Below are 16516 nucleotides of genomic sequence, written 5' to 3'. Positions count from 1 at the left end.
GGGAGTGGTGGCGCTGGTGCTGGCCGGTGGTTGTGGTAGCTGCTGTGGGGGTGCAATTCTTGCAGATGTAGATTTTGCACCGGGTGCAATTTCTTGCCCCCTCCCCCTTAGACCCCCGCCCCCTGCGCCGGTCAAGTACCGTCCGGCCCGTAGAGTAAGGCGCGGGGCAGAGCAGAAACGGCACAATCACAGGCGGGGGTCTTGCTCTTTCATATTGGTAAACCCTGCCCGGGGTGTGAAGCTCCCCAAAAAGTCCAAGCGCTCTAACGTCTACCTGACCCATGAGCAGATTGGTGCTCTCGCCGCCGCGTCCGGTCGCCCTGAATTTATTTATACCCTGGCTTATACCGGCATACGGTGGGGTGAAGCCACGGGGCCACAGGTGCAAGATGTTGATTTCATGGCCGGGGTGCTGCGTATCTCTCGCAACCTGGTGGAGCTGACCCCGCACAAAGTCCACGAGGGTGCCCCTAAGAACGGTAAGGCGCGGTTGGTGCCGTTCCCGCCGTTCATTAGTGAGCATTTGCGGGCAGCGTGCCGGGGCAAGATTGGGGCGGCTGCGGTGTTCACCGAACCGGACGGCAGCCTGTTGAAGCGCCCTCAGTCTCAGAAAGGTTGGTTTATCAAGGCCGTTGCCGCTGCTGGAATTGAGAAGCACATTACCTCGCACGATTTATGGCACTCTGCTGCGTCTTTTGCGGTGGCTCCGGGTGCGCCGGTGAACTTGATTCAAAGAATGTTGGGCCATGAGTCGGCGGCTAAGACCCTTGATGTGTATGCGGACTTGTTCGAGTCTCAGCTAGGCACGGTGTCGGCTGCTATGGACGCGGCTTATAGGGCGGCTACTGCCCCGGCGGCGAGTGGTGGGGCCATGTAAATGTGCACGAAAAAGGGCGAATTTGGTGTAAACCCTTGTAACTATTATTCCTAGTCAGAGCGGTTTTTGAGGGTCTGACTAGGTGGTGTTTTAGGGTGCAGGTGTAGTTTCTGCATCTGTATAGTTCACTGTGTATGACGGTGAGCAGAGTGAGTGTTTTCTAGCCGGGGAGATGCCATGGCTTACAGGCCCAAATCACGGTTGTCCCGAACTAACAAAGATTCTATGATGTTAGTTAATTTTTATCGAGGTATTGTCTGAATCTCAAACTGGGTATAATATCTATCTCATGAAAGGAGATGGTCCTTATGCCAGGTCCTGAGTATCCCTAAGCCCCCGACCTTCGGGAGCGCGACAGCTCAAGCTGGCGTTTCCCGCGAACAGAGCTTGGTCGGCGGTAGTTTGGTGCAGGGGTGAAGGAAAAATTTTCACCAAAATATTTTTATGTATCACCATAATTATTATATAGATGTGCCAGAAGGGTGCTCTCATGGCGGATAAAAATTTTTCTGTAAAAAATACCGAGTTCAGAAAAACGGCACTGTTGGTTGGGCTGAACGAATTCTCGGGAACGATGTCGTTTACGGTCGTCCCCATTATATTCATTGCCCTCTACGGGTCATACACGCTTGCCAGTACATCGGTTTTTATCTATACATCTTTAGGGATCATATCCCAGATATCTTCCGGCGCGATTGTGGATAGGTTTGGTGCCACAATCGTCCTCCGTATCTGCTCAATAACTCTGGCGGTACTCTGGGCACTTTTCGCCCTTCTCGCACTGGCTCAGAACCTCAACCACTACCTTGCCCTAGCACTGATAGGTGCTGTAGGGTTTTGTTCCAGCTTTGACTATCCGGCAGAACAGCAGGTTATTAAGCGGGCAACAGCAGAAGAAAACCTGGGTAAAGCTGCAACGGTCATTCAGGTGCGGGAATCTTTTGCCGCCACCGCCGCACCTCCCCTGGGAGGCTTCCTGGTCTCGCTAGCAGGGCTCGGTGCGGTACTGGTGCAGGGACTCCTCAACTTTCTCTCCTTCCTGGTATCCCTCTTCTTGAAAAAAATAGGCGGGACCGACACCCGGAAAGAAAATAGTTTTATAGATAACCTCAAAAACGGTTATCGGGTAGTACTCACCGATAGGCTGCTCACGATCTTCGCCCTGGTTGCAGGAATCGCAAATATCACGGTGACAGGTATACCCCTGACCCTGATTTACCACTACTCCAGCCTGGGAAGAAACGAATTTGAGCTGGGACTGGTCAACGCATTTTTTGGTTTGGGTATTATTCTGGGCGGCTTTATCCTACCCCTCTTTCTCAAAAGATTGAGGATTGGCACCCTGGGGGCCCTAGCCTTAGGGATGATGGCCGTAGGAAACGTCCTCATGATATTTTCTAACCCGGATTTATACCTCACCATGGCAGTAATTGTTGCTTCGCTTCTTTTTCTGCCGGCCTTCAACGCGTCCCTAATGATATATACAAACCTGGCATCACCCTCCGAACTCATCGGATCCGTTAGTTCAGCTATGGGTATCCCGGGAATGATTCTCATGCCTGTCGGGTCCCTGCTCTCAGGGATTCTCTACTCCCGGTATGGAGCTGGCCCCACCCTGGCTGTCTTCTCCGCTTTCTCTCTCCTCTCCTTCGCTCTATTGGCCCTCAGTAAGGAGGTGAGGAGCCTCGGCTACGCGCCCCAAGACTAGCCCTCCCGCAACCAGCGTTCGCGGCCCTGTCGGGTGGTAGCGTAAAGGGTATGCGTATTACCGTTCTTGAACACCCGCTGGTCGACCATAAAATCTCTGTCCTGCGGGATAAAAAAACTCCGTCCCCTATCTTTCGTGACCTGGTGGGGGAGCTGGTGAGCCTACTCAGCTACGAGGCGACCCGCACCATTCGCACCGAAGAACGAAAAATTGAAACCCCGGTTGCCGAAACCACCGGGAAAGTGCTGACCAAGCCGCGCCCGCTGGTCGTGCCGATCCTGCGCGCCGGGCTGGGTATGCTGGAGGGAATGACGCGGCTTATCCCCACCGCCGAAGTTGGGTTCTTGGGCATGGCCCGCAATGAGGAAACCCTGGATATTGTGACCTACGCCGAGCGCCTACCCGAAGACCTCACCGGCCGCCAGGTCTACCTGCTTGACCCCATGCTGGCTACCGGCGGAACCCTCATTGAGGCCATCAAATTTTTGCGCCAGCGGGGGGCTGACCACATTAGCTGTCTCTGCATTATTGCCGCACCCGAGGGCGTAAGTGCCCTGGAAAAAGGTGTTGACGGATTTGAGAACATTGATCTTTTTCTCTGTGCTCGGGACGAGCGGCTCAACGACAAAGCCTATATTGTCCCGGGTTTGGGTGATGCCGGTGATAGGCTCTACGGCTTGGCCGAGTAGTCTCGGGCGCCGGTTAGAGTGCCCGACCGGTATCTTTACTACACATGCGCGGGTAGGGTTTTCCCTACCCGCTTTTTGACCAGATCAATGACATATTGATGGTTTTGGTCCGTCCACAGGCTATGAAAAACCAAAAAAATACAAGAAACTCTTGACAACGGTAAATTTTTAGTTTTCTAAAACTTTCTATGTAATTTTACTCAGATGGGCGCCGAAAACACCGGATTCCTGCGAATATAATGCATAGTTTTGGTATAAATATCCATACTGACACGAACGGTAGGAAACCTGTCTAAACCCATTGGTAACTTATTTTTGCGGAAGACTCCTGCAAAAAATTCAAATATTACTTGATTTATCGGCTCGTTGACGTAACGATTAAAGGCGTAAAGAAACACGGCTCCATCTCGCCCGACGGCGCATCCCGCCGGTGAGCTGTTTCCGTATTCCACCCCAGGAAGACAGGTAGAAGAATGTCAGGCGCACCCGGATACGTCCACATCTCACAGCGGGGACGGGGCGCTGCCCAGCAGGCCCTAGAACAGTCGCAGAATCCGTTCTTGAATTCTTCCCCGCAACCGGCAAACCTGCGCCCCATGACCGCTATGCAGCCGGAGCTCAGCCAGCAGCGGGCGCCCCAGCAGGAAAGTGAGGCCCGCGGATTTGTTATCTACGTGGGACTCTCAGAGGAGGCAGCAGCAGCTAACGGTACGTCCCTGGTGCGTATCGTGCAGGACCTCAGGGCCTACGCGCACAATCTCGTGCCAGAAAGTGACTCTTACGCGGCGGTGGCCCTGGCGCCAGAGGGTGCCGAGGGCACCGACCTGGAGGTGGTGCGTAACGCCCTGGGCGATCCCACTGCGGTACACCACCAGCCCGAAGAAATCTATGCGCAGAGCATGAACACGGTCAACCCCAACGACAGCGCGGGAGTGCTCGTTGACCTTGCCCGGCGCGAGGTGTACCTGGACGGGGAGAAACTCACCCTCACCTACAAGGAATTTGAACTTCTCCACTATCTCATTGAAAACAGCGAGCGCACCGTTAAACGCGAAGAGCTCCTGGGCAAACTGTGGCGGCGCGCTGAAGATGTGCCCAATATGCGCACTATCGATGTGCATATTCGTCGTTTACGCACCAAGCTGGGTAGGCTGTCTAACACTCTGAGAACCATACGGGGCCAGGGCTACCGATTTTTTGAGCACCCCGAAGTGGTGGTGTGGGCTGCCCCGGAATACACCATCTAGTGTCGCACTGGGTAGACTGGGCGCATGTCTGTAAACACGCAAAAACGCCATGACACCAGAACACTGATCGTTGTGCGTCACGCTGAGGCTGACTGGGGGATGGACGACTTTAATCGGCAGCTTACCCGCCGCGGCCACGCCCAGGCGCAGGAGGCGGGGCGGTGGCTGGTAGAGAACGACCTTCTGCCCCAGATGATCGTTTCCTCTGCGGCGTTACGTACCCGGCAGAGTACTGCCCGGATCTGTGAGATGCTGGGGGAGAAAGCCCCCACCGCTTCTTTGGATGAGCGGCTCTATAATGCCCAGGAATCCGCCCTGATGGCCGCGGTGAACGCTGCCCCCGAGACAGTTGATTCGCTGCTGCTGGTTGCTCACTTGCCCGGTGTGCAGGATCTTGCCATGCAGCTTATGAGGCCCGACTCGGAGTATGCGGCGAGTATGGAAATCAGCTACGGGTTTCCGCCGGCCTCGGTGGCTGTCTTTGATATTGAGGGAAGCTGGCGGGAGCTGGCAAGGGGCCAAGCCTACCTGAAAAACTTCAAGACTTTCTCGGCGTAAAGATAACTGCCGACCTAGCCCGCCTACTCAATGAAGAAGGTGAGGCGGTCAATGGTAGATGCAGCCCCTACTCGCCGTCGGACGAGGTGGTGTCGAAAGCGAGCAGGTAGGCCCAAAACCAGGCGACGGTCAGGCTCAGAAAAATAGCCCCGGCCAGGGAAGCCTCGGGTTGGAAGAGAGACCGGTAAAAGAACCATACGGCGGTCGAGGGAATGAGGAGCAGCGCAAAAATCGCGAGGAACCTCGGGGAGATTCGCCCGCTAGAGGGGCGGGGTTGTGCCGGACGCTTGTGTGCCATAGAGCCCCCAGTCAGATTCGAACTGACGACCTTTTCTTTACGAGGGAAATGCTCTACCCCTGAGCTATGGAGGCGTGTTCTGCGCGCGGTTTTCACGCTTGAACGAATGCCACTGTACCAGAAGCGCGGCCTGTATAGCCAGTTCACCGGTGGGCGGGTAAACCGCTGATGCGGCAAGAGCTAACACTGTGTGCCCATAATTTTTGGTGGGGTGTGCAAGCATTGATACTGCCCAGTGTGGTTGCCGGTGGGCTGATACCGGTGTCCACGCACTCGGAAAAATATAGAAAATTAAGGGGTACTTTCATGTCTCATTTCTCGGTCGACCGTCGCAGCCTGTTCGCCGGCGGTGCAGCCCTGGTGGCGCTTGGATTAGCGGCCTGCTCCTCAACAGGGACGGGTAGTTCCTCGAACCAGAGCGAGGGGGCGTCAGAAAGCCCGTCCTTTGCCGGCGGTGCCGCCAGCGAGACGGGGCTTCGTGACAATGACGGCTACCACCTCAACCAGCTCACCGAGGGTGCACCCACGGTGACCCTCTACACCGACTACCAGTGCCCCTACTGCAAAACGGTGGAACCCACCTACCAGGATGCCGCCGCAGAGCTGGCCGGGACCATGAACGTGACCGTTAAAAACTTTCCGCTGACCCGGCACAGGTATGCGGTGTGGGCCTCCTGCGCGGTGCAGGCCGCCGAAAATCAGGGGCAGCACCTGGCCATGTCCAACAGGGTCTTTGCCGAACAGGAAAACTGGAGCCAGGCCCCGGACACCGATGCCGTATACAACGACTACTTTGCCCGCTACGCCCAGGATTTGGGGTTGGACATGGAGCGTTTTAGGGCCGACTACAGCTCCGACGACACGATAGGGGCGGTGCAGGCTGACTACCGAGCCGGTGAAGATGCCGGGGTGCGGGGAACACCCTCCTTTGTGGTTGAGGGAAGCCCCCTTGAGAGCGTTGATTCGTCAACGAGCCTCAGCGATATGGTGGACGCCTTCAAAAGTGCTGCCGGACTCTGAGCAAAATATCCCCTACCCGCCGCTGTGGGGTGAGGGAATAAACCCCGCTGCCCCACCGTTATCGTTGTTGGCACACAAGATATACGAAAACTAATCGAGGAGAGACAGGATCATGGCTACTATTCTTTTGATCGGTGGACACGGTAAGGTGGCCCTGCTGGCAGAACCCAAGCTGGTTGAGGCCGGGCACACCGTGTACGCCGTGATTCGCAAACAGGAACAGGTTGCAGATATTGAGGCAACCGGTGCCCGGGCGGTAGTTCTCGATATTCAGAATGCCAGCACCACCGAGATCGAGAACCTGCTCAAAGAAACGGGGGCTGACACGGTGGTGTGGTCGGCAGGGGCCGGTGGCGGCGATATATCCCGCACCTACGGAATCGATCAGGACGCGGCCATCCGCAGCATTGAGGCCGCCCAGCATGCAGGTGTGAAGCGCTATATCATGGTGTCCTACATTGGCTCCGGTACGGGGCACACCGTGCCCGAGTCGAACGGTTTCTACGCCTACGAAACTGCCAAAGCGGTAGCGGACGCCTACCTGCGCGACTCCGATCTCGACTACACCATTCTGGGGCCCGGCACACTCACCCAGGAGGCTGCGGGCGGTATTGAGGTGGGTAGCTTCCCGGAGAATAATGAGACCTCGCGGCAACTGGTGGCAGAGGTTATCGTGGCCACCATCGCCGATAAATCCACCATCGGTAAGGCTATCGCCTTCTCTAACGGTAGCGAGGATATCGTATCTGGAATCGCCGCAGCACCGGCGAAAAAAGACTTTAAATAGTCGCCCCTGGTGCTGGCTGAGACCGATCTGACAGAATAAGAGCATGGGTTTCCTGAGTATTTTTGACAGGTCGCAGAAAACACCCCCTGCGCCGGCTGAAGCACAGCTTAAAGCTGTGGTACGCGGCCGGGTGCAGGGGGTTGGTTTTCGCTGGTGGACTCTTGGCCAGGCACGCCCCCTGGGCCTCACCGGCTACGCTAAAAACTGTGACGACGGCACGGTAGAAATACTTGCCCAGGGTAGTAGGGCCGGGTGCGATAAGCTGCTGGAGATTCTCAACTCGGGTGACACCGCCGGTCAGGTTGATGCTGTGGAAGCCGATATAACCCGGCCCACCGGCACCTATAAGAGTTTCGGCACCCACTAGGCCTGTCGATGGCAGATCATACACACAGCCACCACGGCGCCGGGAATAGCAGCCGGTTGCTTATCGTGGTCACCATTGCCTGGGCCCTGTGCATTGTTCAGCTGGTAGGTGCCTTCCTCACCGGGTCGCTTGCCCTACTCTTTGACACCGTTCACGTGGCCACCGACGCGGTGGGTGTCAGCCTGGCCCTGGTTGCGGCCAAACTTGCAGCCCGCCCCTCGTCGTTCAAAAGGACCTGGGGTTTTAAACGGGTTGAGGTTATTGCCGCCATGTTTCAGGCGGCTATTCTGCTGGGTATCGGTGTTTTTGTGCTTTATGAAGCCGTTAAACGTTTCTTTTACCCCGAAGAGGTGGCCGGTGCCGAGGTTCTGGTTTTCGGTGTAATTGGCTTGGCGGGAAATATTGTGATGATTGCGGTGCTGGCCGGCGGCAACCGCACCAACTTCAATATGCGGGCGGCTTTCCTCGAGGTGGTCAACGACGCCCTGGGGTCGCTTGCGGTAATTCTTGCGGCAATTATTATCACCGTAACCGGCTGGGTGCAGGCAGACGGGGTGGTGGCACTCTTTATCGGTGTACTCATTATTCCCCGCACTGTTAAACTGCTGCGTGAGACGGTCAATGTGCTCATGGAGTCGACCCCGCCGGGGCTTGATCTGGAGAAGGTGAGAGAGCACCTCGAGTCGCAGCCCCATGTGCTGGCTGTTCACGATTTGCACGCCTCACAAATCTCCTCCGACCTTCCGGTGCTTACCGCCCACGTGGTGATTCGCGATGATTGTTTTACCGGCGGACACCCGGTAAAAATTTTGAAAAACCTACAGACCTGTGTGAGCGACCATTTTGAGGTCAGCATCAAACACTCTACTTTCCAGCTCGAACCGCAGTCTTTGAGGGAAAGCGAACACTACGCGCACCTGCACTAGACTGCCTGCTCCTCAGTGGGAGCTGGGTTCTCCGACAGTCTTACTGGTGAGTTCGGGTTTCACTGAGCGAAATCAGAAAGACTAGTAGGGATGCGGTCAAGAAGAGTAGGGGCAGTGCGGTAAGCACTCCCAGATTAGAAATCAGATAGGCCAAAACTAGCAGAGATGCAACGGCACCCAGACGGGATATGGAGGAGAGCAAAGAGGTAATGCTACTGATATTTTTCATGGAAACCTGCCTTCGCAGTGAGTAGTTGCAGTAGGAGATCAGGACCCAGAACTTAGCCACAAAAATGGAGTAGGGGATTAGGGAGAAATACTCCTCCCAGGTGCTCATTGCCCAGAGTAGGGGAGGGGCGAGAACCAGGGAGGTCGCAGCCAGTTTAAAGATGGGACGCCCTGAGAGCTTATGAACGGGGACATAGCCGGTAAGAATCCCAATGACCTGGAAGAGTACGTAGAGCAAGTAGAAGTTTTCCTCTGCTATTCCTTTTTCGAGGGCGAAAGCCTGCCAGAACTGGAAGTGAGCTTGAAAGAATATTTGAGAAACAAAGATGAAGAGAGCAAAGCGTTTAAGGTTGGCGTTCTGGATAATTTCTTTCAGGCTTCCCCGTATATGATCTGAAAGTTTGTTTGCTGTTGGTGAGGTTTCAAGAATAAGAGGTGAATAAGATACCGCTATATTGGCAGTGGAAAATAAAATGAGTAGAATAGAGATAAGGTAAATCCTCGAATCTATTCTGAAGTAGAGGAAAGAACCTACCAAACTGGCTAGAAGGGTGGCCAGTAGGATCAGTCTGTTGGTGACCCGAGTGAAGCTAGATACTTCCCGATCTAGGATCTGGGCATCATCTGCGTATGCCACTTTAAGTCCATTGATAATATCATTTTCAAGGGTTCCACTAGAAATGGCTGAAGATAGGCCGTAGAGCACCCAGGCTAGGGAGAGCCAGCCCAGTCCTTCTTGTGTGAGAACGATTAGAGAGAAGCAGGCCAATATAAGGTTGGATATAATGAAGAGAAGTTTCTTGCTGTAGCGGTCGGCTAGTACCCCGCTTGGGAACTCGGTAACAAAAATACAGATGCTATAAAACATCTGAATGAGAGCTATCTGGGCTATGGAGATACCTTTGGCTAGTAGAAGAGGGGTGAGGATTGCGTGCGGAAGAGAAATAGATGCCGCTAAAAGTAGGCTGGAGAAAATATAGCATTTCCTATTTTTCTGTACTATTTTCTGCTTAACTCTCACACCACTCACAATTGGTATCTTTCTTGATTGAAATTGAATATTTTGAAAAGTCTAAATTGTCAATACCTATTCGAGCATTTAGCGATTGAATATTCTCTAAATCTCCAGAAAAATAGGAAACAATATCACTGAAAGCCATTGCCGTGGAAAATGAGTTGTTGATAAATGAAGAAGGTGCAGAATATGGAACATTGGAGTCTAGAAGTTCTTCAATTTCATTATTAACCCCGAGTTTCGATCCGCACATTGGGCAAGCTGAATTATTTCCTATCCAAAATGGGCCTATTACGGATATATCATTTAAATATCCTATATTTAAAAATGGGATCCCTAGCTCGGGAAGTTTTCTGCTAGCAGTAGGAATTATATCCGAAGAGTCAGCTGATAAAGCAACGAATTTGTCGCCAGGATATTTACTTATAATTCTATCCATATTGCTTAAATCGAAGCCTACACACTCGGTATCTATATTTAGTAGAGGATTTATTTCCAGTAGACGATCTTTTAATGCATCAACTTTATATCGACCGATGTCCTTGGACGAAAACATCAGCTGCCTATTTAGGTTTGATTCTTCGATTATATCAAAGTCTACTAAAACAATTCTACGGATTCGGTATGAAGATAAGGCATAAGAGAGAAAGTTTCCTATTCCTCCGCAGCCGGCAACTATAAAAGTTGTGTTTTGAAATTTTTTTAGGACTTGTTCAGAATTGTTCGTTATTAAGTCTAGATGTAACCTATTTTTTAGTTCTCTGTTTACTTCTAAGTTTGCATAGTCGGTGCTGTAGGGTATTATTATTTTTGCTTCAACAAGCTTATTCAGATGAGTAGAGTAAGGTCCTTTGGAAATAGTATTAAATTGTTCGACAGTGACCCCACTCCTAAATTTTTTAATTAAGTAACTGTAGACTTTCCAATTTTGATTATTGGAAATAAATTGGCCACGCCCAAGTCCAATTACGTATTTCTCGCCGTCCTTAAAAACACGCACTGTTTTTGCTGTGAAGTAATTTATCATTTTTTCAGTCCTTTCCCGCATGCCCCCAGGAGGCCCTGGGGGCATGCTTAGTTCGGGTTAGTTAATGGGGCGACCAAGCATGGTATCTCCTATCTCTCTGTAGGGAGCCTATCTCCCTGCTGGTTAAAAAGTATCAAACTGTGATGTGCGCGTCAATTATTTATTTGAGGGTATGTCTTAAGTCTTCTTTGGCGACGCGATATGGGCCATGTCATGGCTGGTAAAGTGGGAGCATGCCCCGCACCGTTCAACTTTCTGTCTCCGGCCTCACCGCCCGGATTGCACCCGATGGCTTGAGTGACGACGGACATATCCTCGATATTGGCGGTGCCGAGCAGTCACACGTGCACGGGTCCCACCCCGAGAATATTTTTTACGAGTACCTGCGCAGAATAGGGAACCTGGTCGACCTGCTGGGGCAGCCAGGACAGCCGATCACCGCCGCCCACCTGGGTGCGGGTGCCCTCACCCTGGCACGGTATATACAGGTAAGTCGCCCCGGCTCGCGTCAGGTGGCAGTGGACATAGAGAGGGAGCTGTTCAGCCTGGTACTGGAGGAGCTGCCGCTACCGGAGGGAACCCGGCTACAGACGGTAGTCGGTGACGTGCGAGCCTCGCTACCCGCTCTTCTCCCGGCACTGGGAGCATCGGGTGTGGACGCGGTTATCCTCGATATTTTTTCGGGCCGGGGAGCATCTGCCCACCTGACCGAGGAGGGTTTCTACCGCGAAATACACGGCCTACTGTCCCCGTCCGGGCTACTGGCTGTCAACGTGGGAGACGACCCCGGACTCAGTTTTTTCTCTGCCCAGGCGCAGATCATGCTAGCTGTTTTTGATCGGGTATGGTGCCTCACCGAGGAGCCCATGCTCAGCGGCCGACGAGCCGGCAACCTCATTCTGGTGGGGTCGGGACGGACCCTGGACCCTCAAACCCGTAAACACCTACTGGCCGCGGGCCCCCACCCGGCTGCGGTACTCGATACCTACGAGCTGGGCGATTTTCTAGCGTCACTGACAGGCGGTAAAACTGCAAACTGAGGCAGCCCCAGAACTCCCTGTAGCGGTAACGTGGGGTGACACGGCGGTGAGCTGCCGCTGAGCTGTCGGCGTAGAGGTTCAGAAAAATTCAGCTAAACATGCTTACATATATGTATGTTTGACTCTATGAAGAATGCCTTTGACGCTGACGGTAACCCTAAGCCCGCTCTCACCAGAACGCTTGATACCGTCCTTCGTGTGCAGCGGCCTCTGGTGCTTTCCATGGTCAAAAAGCTGCGGGAAAAACATCCCGAGGAAACACCGGGGCAGATCATACGGCGCCTGGAGAAACAGTATCTGCGCGATGTGACCGTGGGCGGTGGCGCTATTGGGGCCTCAGCCTTTGTTCCCGGTATTGGAACCGTAACCTCCATGGGGCTTTCAGCCCTAGCCGTGGGCGGGTACCTGGAGCTCACCGCCATCTACGCGCAGGCGATGGCCGAGATTTACGGGGTGCACGTGGAGAGCCCCGAGGCCGCTCGCACCATGGTAATGGGCATTATGCTGGGTGAAGACGGCGCTGTACTCATGGGCAGTCTCCTGTCCCAGACAGGCAAGGCTGCGGGGATTTCTAACAAGTGGGGCCTGATGATGGGCAAGCAGGATTCGGGAAAATTCTTCTCCGTCGAGCGCACCATTCGCAATATGTTCATTAAGCGTTTTCTTGCCCGCCAGTCGGGGGCTTTCCTGGGCCGGGCCCTACCCTTTGGTGTGGGGGCCGTGGTTGGTGGTGGCGCCAACCTCGCCCTGGGGAGGAAAGTGGTGGAGTCAGCTCACCGCGCTTTTGGGCAGGCACCGGCCACCTTCCCCGAGTCGCTCTCGCTCACCCCCAGAGCCCCCAAATTCCGCGACCCTCGGGAAACAGACACCGAAGTCTCCGCAGAGCTAGAAGAAAAGAAAAATACCTAGCACCGTTACCCAGCCCGATGGCTTGGGCGCCCTATTTCTTGCTACCTGTGAGGAAAAGCAAAGATAGAGCCGCCATCTCAACTACTGACGCGGTTGATAGACTCTAGCGACCTATAACTACACTCATTGGAGACTCTTTGACCCAGGTAAATATCTCTCGGCCTCTTTTTGTAGCCGGCGCACTCGCAATTGTGCTCGGCCTTATAGCACTGATCTGGCCGGGTATCAGCCTCGCCGTGATCGCTGTACTGTGGGGAATTTTCGCGTTAGCAGACGGTATCGCAAGCTTTTCTCGCGCGCGCGGTGCCCGCGGAGCAGAGCGTTTCTTTCATATTGTTTCGGGCATCATCGGCCTGCTAGCGGGCCTGGTGGTTATCGTGCAGCCGCTGGCGGGTATGGCGGTTCTCACCTGGGTTCTGGGATTCTGGCTGGTGATCCGCGGTATCGTCGAGATCATTGGGGCCTTTAGCCTGGCCGGGGGTAGTTCCAGAGTATGGTTGATTCTCGCCGGTCTTCTGTGGATTATTGCCGGTATTGTGGTAATGGCCCACCCCGGTAACGCCATGGTCGGTATCATGTTCTGGCTCGGTATCCTGGCCATCGCCTGGGGTATCGCTTTTATCGTTGCCGGATTCTCTGCGCGGTCAGCACAAAAAAATATGCGGTAGCGTTTTTATACTTCGCGGGGTCCGGGGATAGCTAGGCTACCCCGGACCCTTGTTGTTTTTTCGTGTTACCTCTGAAACCGCTGTTGAGCCCTTATCCCGAGCATGGCAATCAGCGCGGAGACAAGTAGGGGCCCAAGGGCTGTACCGGGCAGCATAAAAACCATGATGAGGATAACCGCCATCGGCTTGTGCAGGGCTACGGTGGTTGCCGCAACCATACCGGCGGTGAGCACGGTCCCGGTGTCAGCACCGGGGAATAAGGCCAGCGTGAGGGATCCGGCAGCGGCCCCGGCAAAGGCGAGCGGAAAAAATTCGCCGCCGGGCCACCCAGCCACCAGACTGAGCGCGGTCACCAGCCCCTTCATGAGGGCCAGACCCAGCAGAAGCCACCAGGCAGAGTCCTCGGCAAAACCCACAATTTCGGGTAGCTGCGAATGACCCGAAAAACGCAAGAGCGGGAAAGTTGCTAGAAGAATAGCCAGAAGCAGAGAGCCGGCAAGGGTCCTCAGCCAGGGCTTTCCTATTTTCTCCATGACCGCACCACCGCGACGGTGCAGAAAAATAAAAAAGAAAGCCGCAGCGGCCCCCAAAAGAGCCGCCGGAATGGCCTGCCACCAGCTCCCTACGTCGCCGCGCGGTGCTGAGGGAAGCTCCAGAAGGTGGCGCTCTGCCCCCACCAGGTGGAGGGTCACCATGAATAATATGAGCCCGCTGATGGCCGCAATAACAGAGGGTAGTTTTGCCGGTGAGAGAGTGTTATCCTCAAAAGAGGCGGCTGCCGGTGGCGAACCGTAAACCCCGGCCAGGGCTGCGGCGTTGCCGGAGGCACCCACGGCTTTGAGCTCCTGCTCGGTCTGAGCAATTTTTCCCCCGACAAGAATAGACAGCTCAGCAACCACAGCCACCAGCCCGGCCTCGGGGCCGATGGAGGCACCAAAGGCCACGGCAATAATTGCTGACAGGGCAAGAACCGCAACCTTTCTGGCCCGTAAAAGGGCGGGATTGGCCGCCTGCGCGATTGCCTCGTTGAGCCCGTCAACACCGTCTTTACGCTGGAGGGCAGCCAGAAGGACACCACCAACCGTGACGGCGGTGAAGGTGAACAGCCAGCTATCGCCCAGGGCCCAAATACTGTGCTGTAACCCCAGCATTAAAAGCAGGGTGAAGGCGGAGATGACACCGGCTAGTCCCCCGTAGCCGAGCGCGATAAAAAGGATTCTAGGACTCACGGTGATCTCTTTGCCGGGCAAAGTCGACAAGCCGGGGAGCAAGACCCGTGTAGGTTGCCGGGGTGAGCCGGCTAAGACGTTCTTCGGCTTGGGGGGAGAGCCCCAAGCCGGCAACAAACTCTTTGAGCCGGGCAGAATCAACCCTGTGACCACGGGTGAGTTCTTTAAGCCGCTCGTAGGGGTCTTCCATACCCGGCACACCGGCGATAGCCTCAGCTCTCATCACTGTCTGGATAGCCTCGGCTAAGACCTCCCAGTTGTTTTCAAGATCTTCTGCAATCACGTCTTCGGCAGTGTCGAGCCTGCTCAGCCCCTGCGCAACATTGGAGATAGCCAACAGGCTGTGACCAAAGGCCACACCGATATTGCGCTGAGTCGAGGAGTCGGTGAGGTCTCGCTGCCAGCGGGACTGCACCAGGGTCTCCGCCAGGGTGCTGAAGAGGGAGCTGGAGATTTCAAGGTTTGCCTCGGCATTCTCAAAGCGGATGGGGTTCACCTTGTGCGGCATGGTTGATGACCCGGTGGCCCCCGCCACCGGGATTTGGCGGAAGAACCCGATAGAAATATAGTTCCAGATGTCGGTACAGAGGTTGTGAAGCACCCGGTTGAAATGGACGATGCTGGAGTAGAGCTCCGCTTGCCAGTCGTGGTTTTCAATCTGGGTGGTGAGGGGGTTCCACCTCAGCCCCAGCCCGGTCACAAAATCTTGGGAGATTCTCAGCCAGTCGGCATCCGGGGCGGCAGCCAGGTGGGCGGAAAAGGTACCGGTGGCACCGTTGATCTTGCCCAGGAAATCGGAGGTTTCCACGCGGTTTAGCTGCCTGTCCAGCCGGTAGGCAAATACGGCCAGTTCTTTACCGAGGGTAGTGGGGGTTGCCGGTTGTCCGTGGGTCCGAGAGAGCATGGAAAGGGACCGGGTGTTCTCGGCCATCTCGCTTATCTGGGTGACCAGGGCGCGAGCTGTGGGCAGCCAGACCGACCGCACGGCGTCTCGAATGCCCAGGGCGTAGGCAAGGTTGTTGATGTCCTCTGAAGTGCAGCCAAAGTGCACCAGCGGTTTCAGGTGGCCTAAGCCGAGTGGGTCGAGGCGGCGGCCTATATAGTATTCGATTGCCTTGACATCGTGCACGGTGACAGCTTCAATTTCGGCCAGTTCCGCCACAGATTCTTCGTTAAAGTCGGTGACAAGTGCGCGCAGGTCTTTTTTCTGATTCTCGGTGAGCGGTTGCAGCCCGGCCAGTACCCCGTTGTCGCAGAGGTAGATAAACCATTCGATTTCTACGTGGAGGCGGTCGCGGTTGAGGGCGGCTTCGGAGAGGTAGTCGAGCAGGGGAGCGGCGGTTGCCCTGTAGCGGCCGTCGAGGGGGCTCAGCGCGAGGCCCGCGGTGGCAAGTGGGTGGCGGCCGTTGGGCAGGACAGTGCGTTGTTCATGATGGGACATGCTTCTATTTTTGCATGACTGCCGGCCCGCACAGTCCAGGTTCTTGCCGGATGATGGGGGCGGTTTTAAAGGATTTTTGCCGCTATCAGGGGCGATAGCGCAGAGCCGTAAGAGGAGCTCATCGAGTAGAAGCCCACCACGGCACCCCTCCTATTGTCAGGGCCGTATTCGTACTGGGCATTCCACAGGTTGATGGAGAGAATGGTGAGAGATATTTCGCTGATAAATATGGATATTATAGTTAGGGCGAATTTTAAATTAATGTCACCGATGGTAGCGGCTGCAAAGATGGTGAAGGTACTCAAAAGCGATAGGATCAGTGCGGTGGTCAGATTAATATTAATATGTGCAATGGTGAAATATTTTTTATATTTATTAATCACATATTCGGATAATTTTGCGATGGCTATCCCAGCTAAGAAATCGCAGACGAGGACGGTGGAGCCGTAGTGTCCAAGAGCCGGAAGAAGGAAAGGCACAGA

18 protein-coding genes and 1 tRNA gene are annotated in these 16516 nt (G+C 54.7%); 12 read left to right on the top strand and 7 right to left on the bottom strand.

Features of this window, described 5'->3' with window-relative positions:
- Window positions 1–235 precede the first annotated feature (235 nt).
- The 5 genes from ACS1BR_RS06475 (at window position 236) to ACS1BR_RS06455 (ending at window position 5079) form a co-directional block, all read left to right on the top strand.
- Window positions 236–877: a tyrosine-type recombinase/integrase gene (locus ACS1BR_RS06475; protein WP_463561142.1), complete on the top strand. Its 642-nt coding sequence runs from the start codon at window positions 236–238 to the stop codon at window positions 875–877.
- A 490-nt stretch (window positions 878–1367) separates the two neighbouring features.
- The gene (locus ACS1BR_RS06470; protein WP_463561141.1) at window positions 1368–2585 is read left to right on the top strand and encodes an MFS transporter; all 1218 of its coding nucleotides are present in this window, start codon (window positions 1368–1370) and stop codon (window positions 2583–2585) included.
- Between the two features lie 50 nt (window positions 2586–2635).
- Window positions 2636–3274 carry a uracil phosphoribosyltransferase gene (gene upp / locus ACS1BR_RS06465; protein ID WP_463561140.1) on the top strand — a complete coding sequence of 213 codons (639 nt, stop codon included), beginning with the start codon at window positions 2636–2638 and terminating at the stop codon, window positions 3272–3274.
- 473 nt (window positions 3275–3747) lie between these two features.
- A complete protein-coding gene (locus ACS1BR_RS06460; protein ID WP_463561139.1) occupies window positions 3748–4521 on the top strand; it encodes a winged helix-turn-helix domain-containing protein in 774 nt (257 codons plus the stop codon).
- Between the two features lie 24 nt (window positions 4522–4545).
- On the top strand, window positions 4546–5079 hold the full coding sequence (locus ACS1BR_RS06455) for a SixA phosphatase family protein (protein ID WP_463561138.1): 534 nt from the start codon (window positions 4546–4548) through the stop codon (window positions 5077–5079).
- Window positions 5080–5146: 67 nt separating this feature from the next.
- Here ACS1BR_RS06455 and ACS1BR_RS06450 read toward each other — a convergent pair whose 3' ends face one another.
- Together ACS1BR_RS06450 and ACS1BR_RS06445 are read right to left on the bottom strand one after the other, a co-directional pair.
- Window positions 5147–5377 carry a hypothetical protein gene (locus ACS1BR_RS06450; RefSeq protein ID WP_463561137.1) on the bottom strand — a complete coding sequence of 77 codons (231 nt, stop codon included), beginning with the start codon at window positions 5375–5377 and terminating at the stop codon, window positions 5147–5149.
- A gap of 2 nt (window positions 5378–5379) precedes the next feature.
- Window positions 5380–5451 (bottom strand) — tRNA-Thr (locus tag ACS1BR_RS06445).
- 232 nt (window positions 5452–5683) lie between these two features.
- Here ACS1BR_RS06445 and ACS1BR_RS06440 point away from each other — a divergent pair.
- From ACS1BR_RS06440 to ACS1BR_RS06425, 4 genes are all read left to right on the top strand, one after another.
- Window positions 5684–6397: a DsbA family protein gene (locus ACS1BR_RS06440; RefSeq protein WP_463561136.1), complete on the top strand. Its 714-nt coding sequence runs from the start codon at window positions 5684–5686 to the stop codon at window positions 6395–6397.
- 112 nt (window positions 6398–6509) lie between these two features.
- Window positions 6510–7184 (top strand): SDR family oxidoreductase, encoded by a 675-nt coding sequence (locus ACS1BR_RS06435; RefSeq protein ID WP_463561135.1) that lies wholly within the window; start codon window positions 6510–6512, stop codon window positions 7182–7184.
- 43 nt (window positions 7185–7227) lie between these two features.
- The gene (locus tag ACS1BR_RS06430) at window positions 7228–7551 is read left to right on the top strand and encodes an acylphosphatase (protein ID WP_463561134.1); all 324 of its coding nucleotides are present in this window, start codon (window positions 7228–7230) and stop codon (window positions 7549–7551) included.
- A gap of 8 nt (window positions 7552–7559) precedes the next feature.
- Window positions 7560–8477: a cation diffusion facilitator family transporter gene (locus ACS1BR_RS06425; RefSeq protein WP_463561133.1), complete on the top strand. Its 918-nt coding sequence runs from the start codon at window positions 7560–7562 to the stop codon at window positions 8475–8477.
- 40 nt (window positions 8478–8517) lie between these two features.
- Here ACS1BR_RS06425 and ACS1BR_RS06420 read toward each other — a convergent pair whose 3' ends face one another.
- Both ACS1BR_RS06420 and ACS1BR_RS06415 read right to left on the bottom strand, forming a co-directional pair.
- A complete protein-coding gene (locus ACS1BR_RS06420) occupies window positions 8518–9735 on the bottom strand; it encodes an MFS transporter (protein WP_463561132.1) in 1218 nt (405 codons plus the stop codon).
- Complete coding sequence (locus tag ACS1BR_RS06415) at window positions 9716–10792, bottom strand: ThiF family adenylyltransferase (RefSeq protein WP_463561131.1); 1077 nt, start codon at window positions 10790–10792, stop codon at window positions 9716–9718. The genes ACS1BR_RS06420 and ACS1BR_RS06415 overlap by 20 nt, the downstream gene beginning before the upstream one ends.
- 188 nt (window positions 10793–10980) lie before the next feature.
- Here ACS1BR_RS06415 and ACS1BR_RS06410 point away from each other — a divergent pair, with 188 nt between their 5' ends.
- The 3 genes from ACS1BR_RS06410 to ACS1BR_RS06400 all read left to right on the top strand — a co-directional run bounded on the left by ACS1BR_RS06410 (window position 10981) and on the right by ACS1BR_RS06400 (window position 13364).
- Window positions 10981–11787, top strand: coding sequence for a spermidine synthase (locus ACS1BR_RS06410; protein WP_463561130.1), 807 nt, complete (start codon window positions 10981–10983; stop codon window positions 11785–11787).
- Window positions 11788–11901: 114 nt separating this feature from the next.
- Complete coding sequence (locus tag ACS1BR_RS06405; protein ID WP_463561129.1) at window positions 11902–12696, top strand: di- and tripeptidase; 795 nt, start codon at window positions 11902–11904, stop codon at window positions 12694–12696.
- 137 nt (window positions 12697–12833) lie between these two features.
- Window positions 12834–13364 (top strand): HdeD family acid-resistance protein, encoded by a 531-nt coding sequence (locus tag ACS1BR_RS06400; protein WP_463561128.1) that lies wholly within the window; start codon window positions 12834–12836, stop codon window positions 13362–13364.
- 65 nt (window positions 13365–13429) lie between these two features.
- Here the strand turns inward: ACS1BR_RS06400 and ACS1BR_RS06395 are convergent, their stop codons facing one another.
- From ACS1BR_RS06395 to ACS1BR_RS06385, 3 genes are all read right to left on the bottom strand, one after another.
- Window positions 13430–14593, bottom strand: a complete 1164-nt coding sequence (locus ACS1BR_RS06395; RefSeq protein ID WP_463561127.1) for a chloride channel protein — start codon at window positions 14591–14593, stop codon at window positions 13430–13432.
- Window positions 14583–16034 carry an adenylosuccinate lyase gene (gene purB / locus ACS1BR_RS06390; protein ID WP_463561126.1) on the bottom strand — a complete coding sequence of 484 codons (1452 nt, stop codon included), beginning with the start codon at window positions 16032–16034 and terminating at the stop codon, window positions 14583–14585. The genes ACS1BR_RS06395 and purB overlap by 11 nt, the downstream gene beginning before the upstream one ends.
- Before the next feature lie 65 nt (window positions 16035–16099).
- A complete protein-coding gene (locus ACS1BR_RS06385) occupies window positions 16100–16513 on the bottom strand; it encodes a hypothetical protein (RefSeq protein ID WP_463561125.1) in 414 nt (137 codons plus the stop codon).
- Between the last annotated feature and the right edge of the window lie 3 nt (window positions 16514–16516).

The sequence above is a fragment of the Rothia sp. 18CD1-1 genome (assembly GCF_055285355.1).
This window is presented reverse-complemented; position numbering and strand designations above follow the sequence as displayed.

Coding starts and splice junctions, on each gene's coding strand:
- ACS1BR_RS06470 (WP_463561141.1), top strand. CDS start 1,368: ATGGCGGATAAAAATTTTTCTGTAAAAAATACCGAGTTCAGAAAAACG.
- upp (WP_463561140.1), top strand. CDS start 2,636: ATGCGTATTACCGTTCTTGAACACCCGCTGGTCGACCATAAAATCTCT.
- ACS1BR_RS06460 (WP_463561139.1), top strand. CDS start 3,748: ATGTCAGGCGCACCCGGATACGTCCACATCTCACAGCGGGGACGGGGC.
- ACS1BR_RS06455 (WP_463561138.1), top strand. CDS start 4,546: ATGTCTGTAAACACGCAAAAACGCCATGACACCAGAACACTGATCGTT.
- ACS1BR_RS06450 (WP_463561137.1), bottom strand. CDS start 5,377: ATGGCACACAAGCGTCCGGCACAACCCCGCCCCTCTAGCGGGCGAATC.
- ACS1BR_RS06440 (WP_463561136.1), top strand. CDS start 5,684: ATGTCTCATTTCTCGGTCGACCGTCGCAGCCTGTTCGCCGGCGGTGCA.
- ACS1BR_RS06435 (WP_463561135.1), top strand. CDS start 6,510: ATGGCTACTATTCTTTTGATCGGTGGACACGGTAAGGTGGCCCTGCTG.
- ACS1BR_RS06430 (WP_463561134.1), top strand. CDS start 7,228: ATGGGTTTCCTGAGTATTTTTGACAGGTCGCAGAAAACACCCCCTGCG.
- ACS1BR_RS06425 (WP_463561133.1), top strand. CDS start 7,560: ATGGCAGATCATACACACAGCCACCACGGCGCCGGGAATAGCAGCCGG.
- ACS1BR_RS06415 (WP_463561131.1), bottom strand. CDS start 10,792: ATGCCCCCAGGGCCTCCTGGGGGCATGCGGGAAAGGACTGAAAAAATG.
- ACS1BR_RS06410 (WP_463561130.1), top strand. CDS start 10,981: ATGCCCCGCACCGTTCAACTTTCTGTCTCCGGCCTCACCGCCCGGATT.
- ACS1BR_RS06405 (WP_463561129.1), top strand. CDS start 11,902: ATGTTTGACTCTATGAAGAATGCCTTTGACGCTGACGGTAACCCTAAG.
- purB (WP_463561126.1), bottom strand. CDS start 16,034: ATGTCCCATCATGAACAACGCACTGTCCTGCCCAACGGCCGCCACCCA.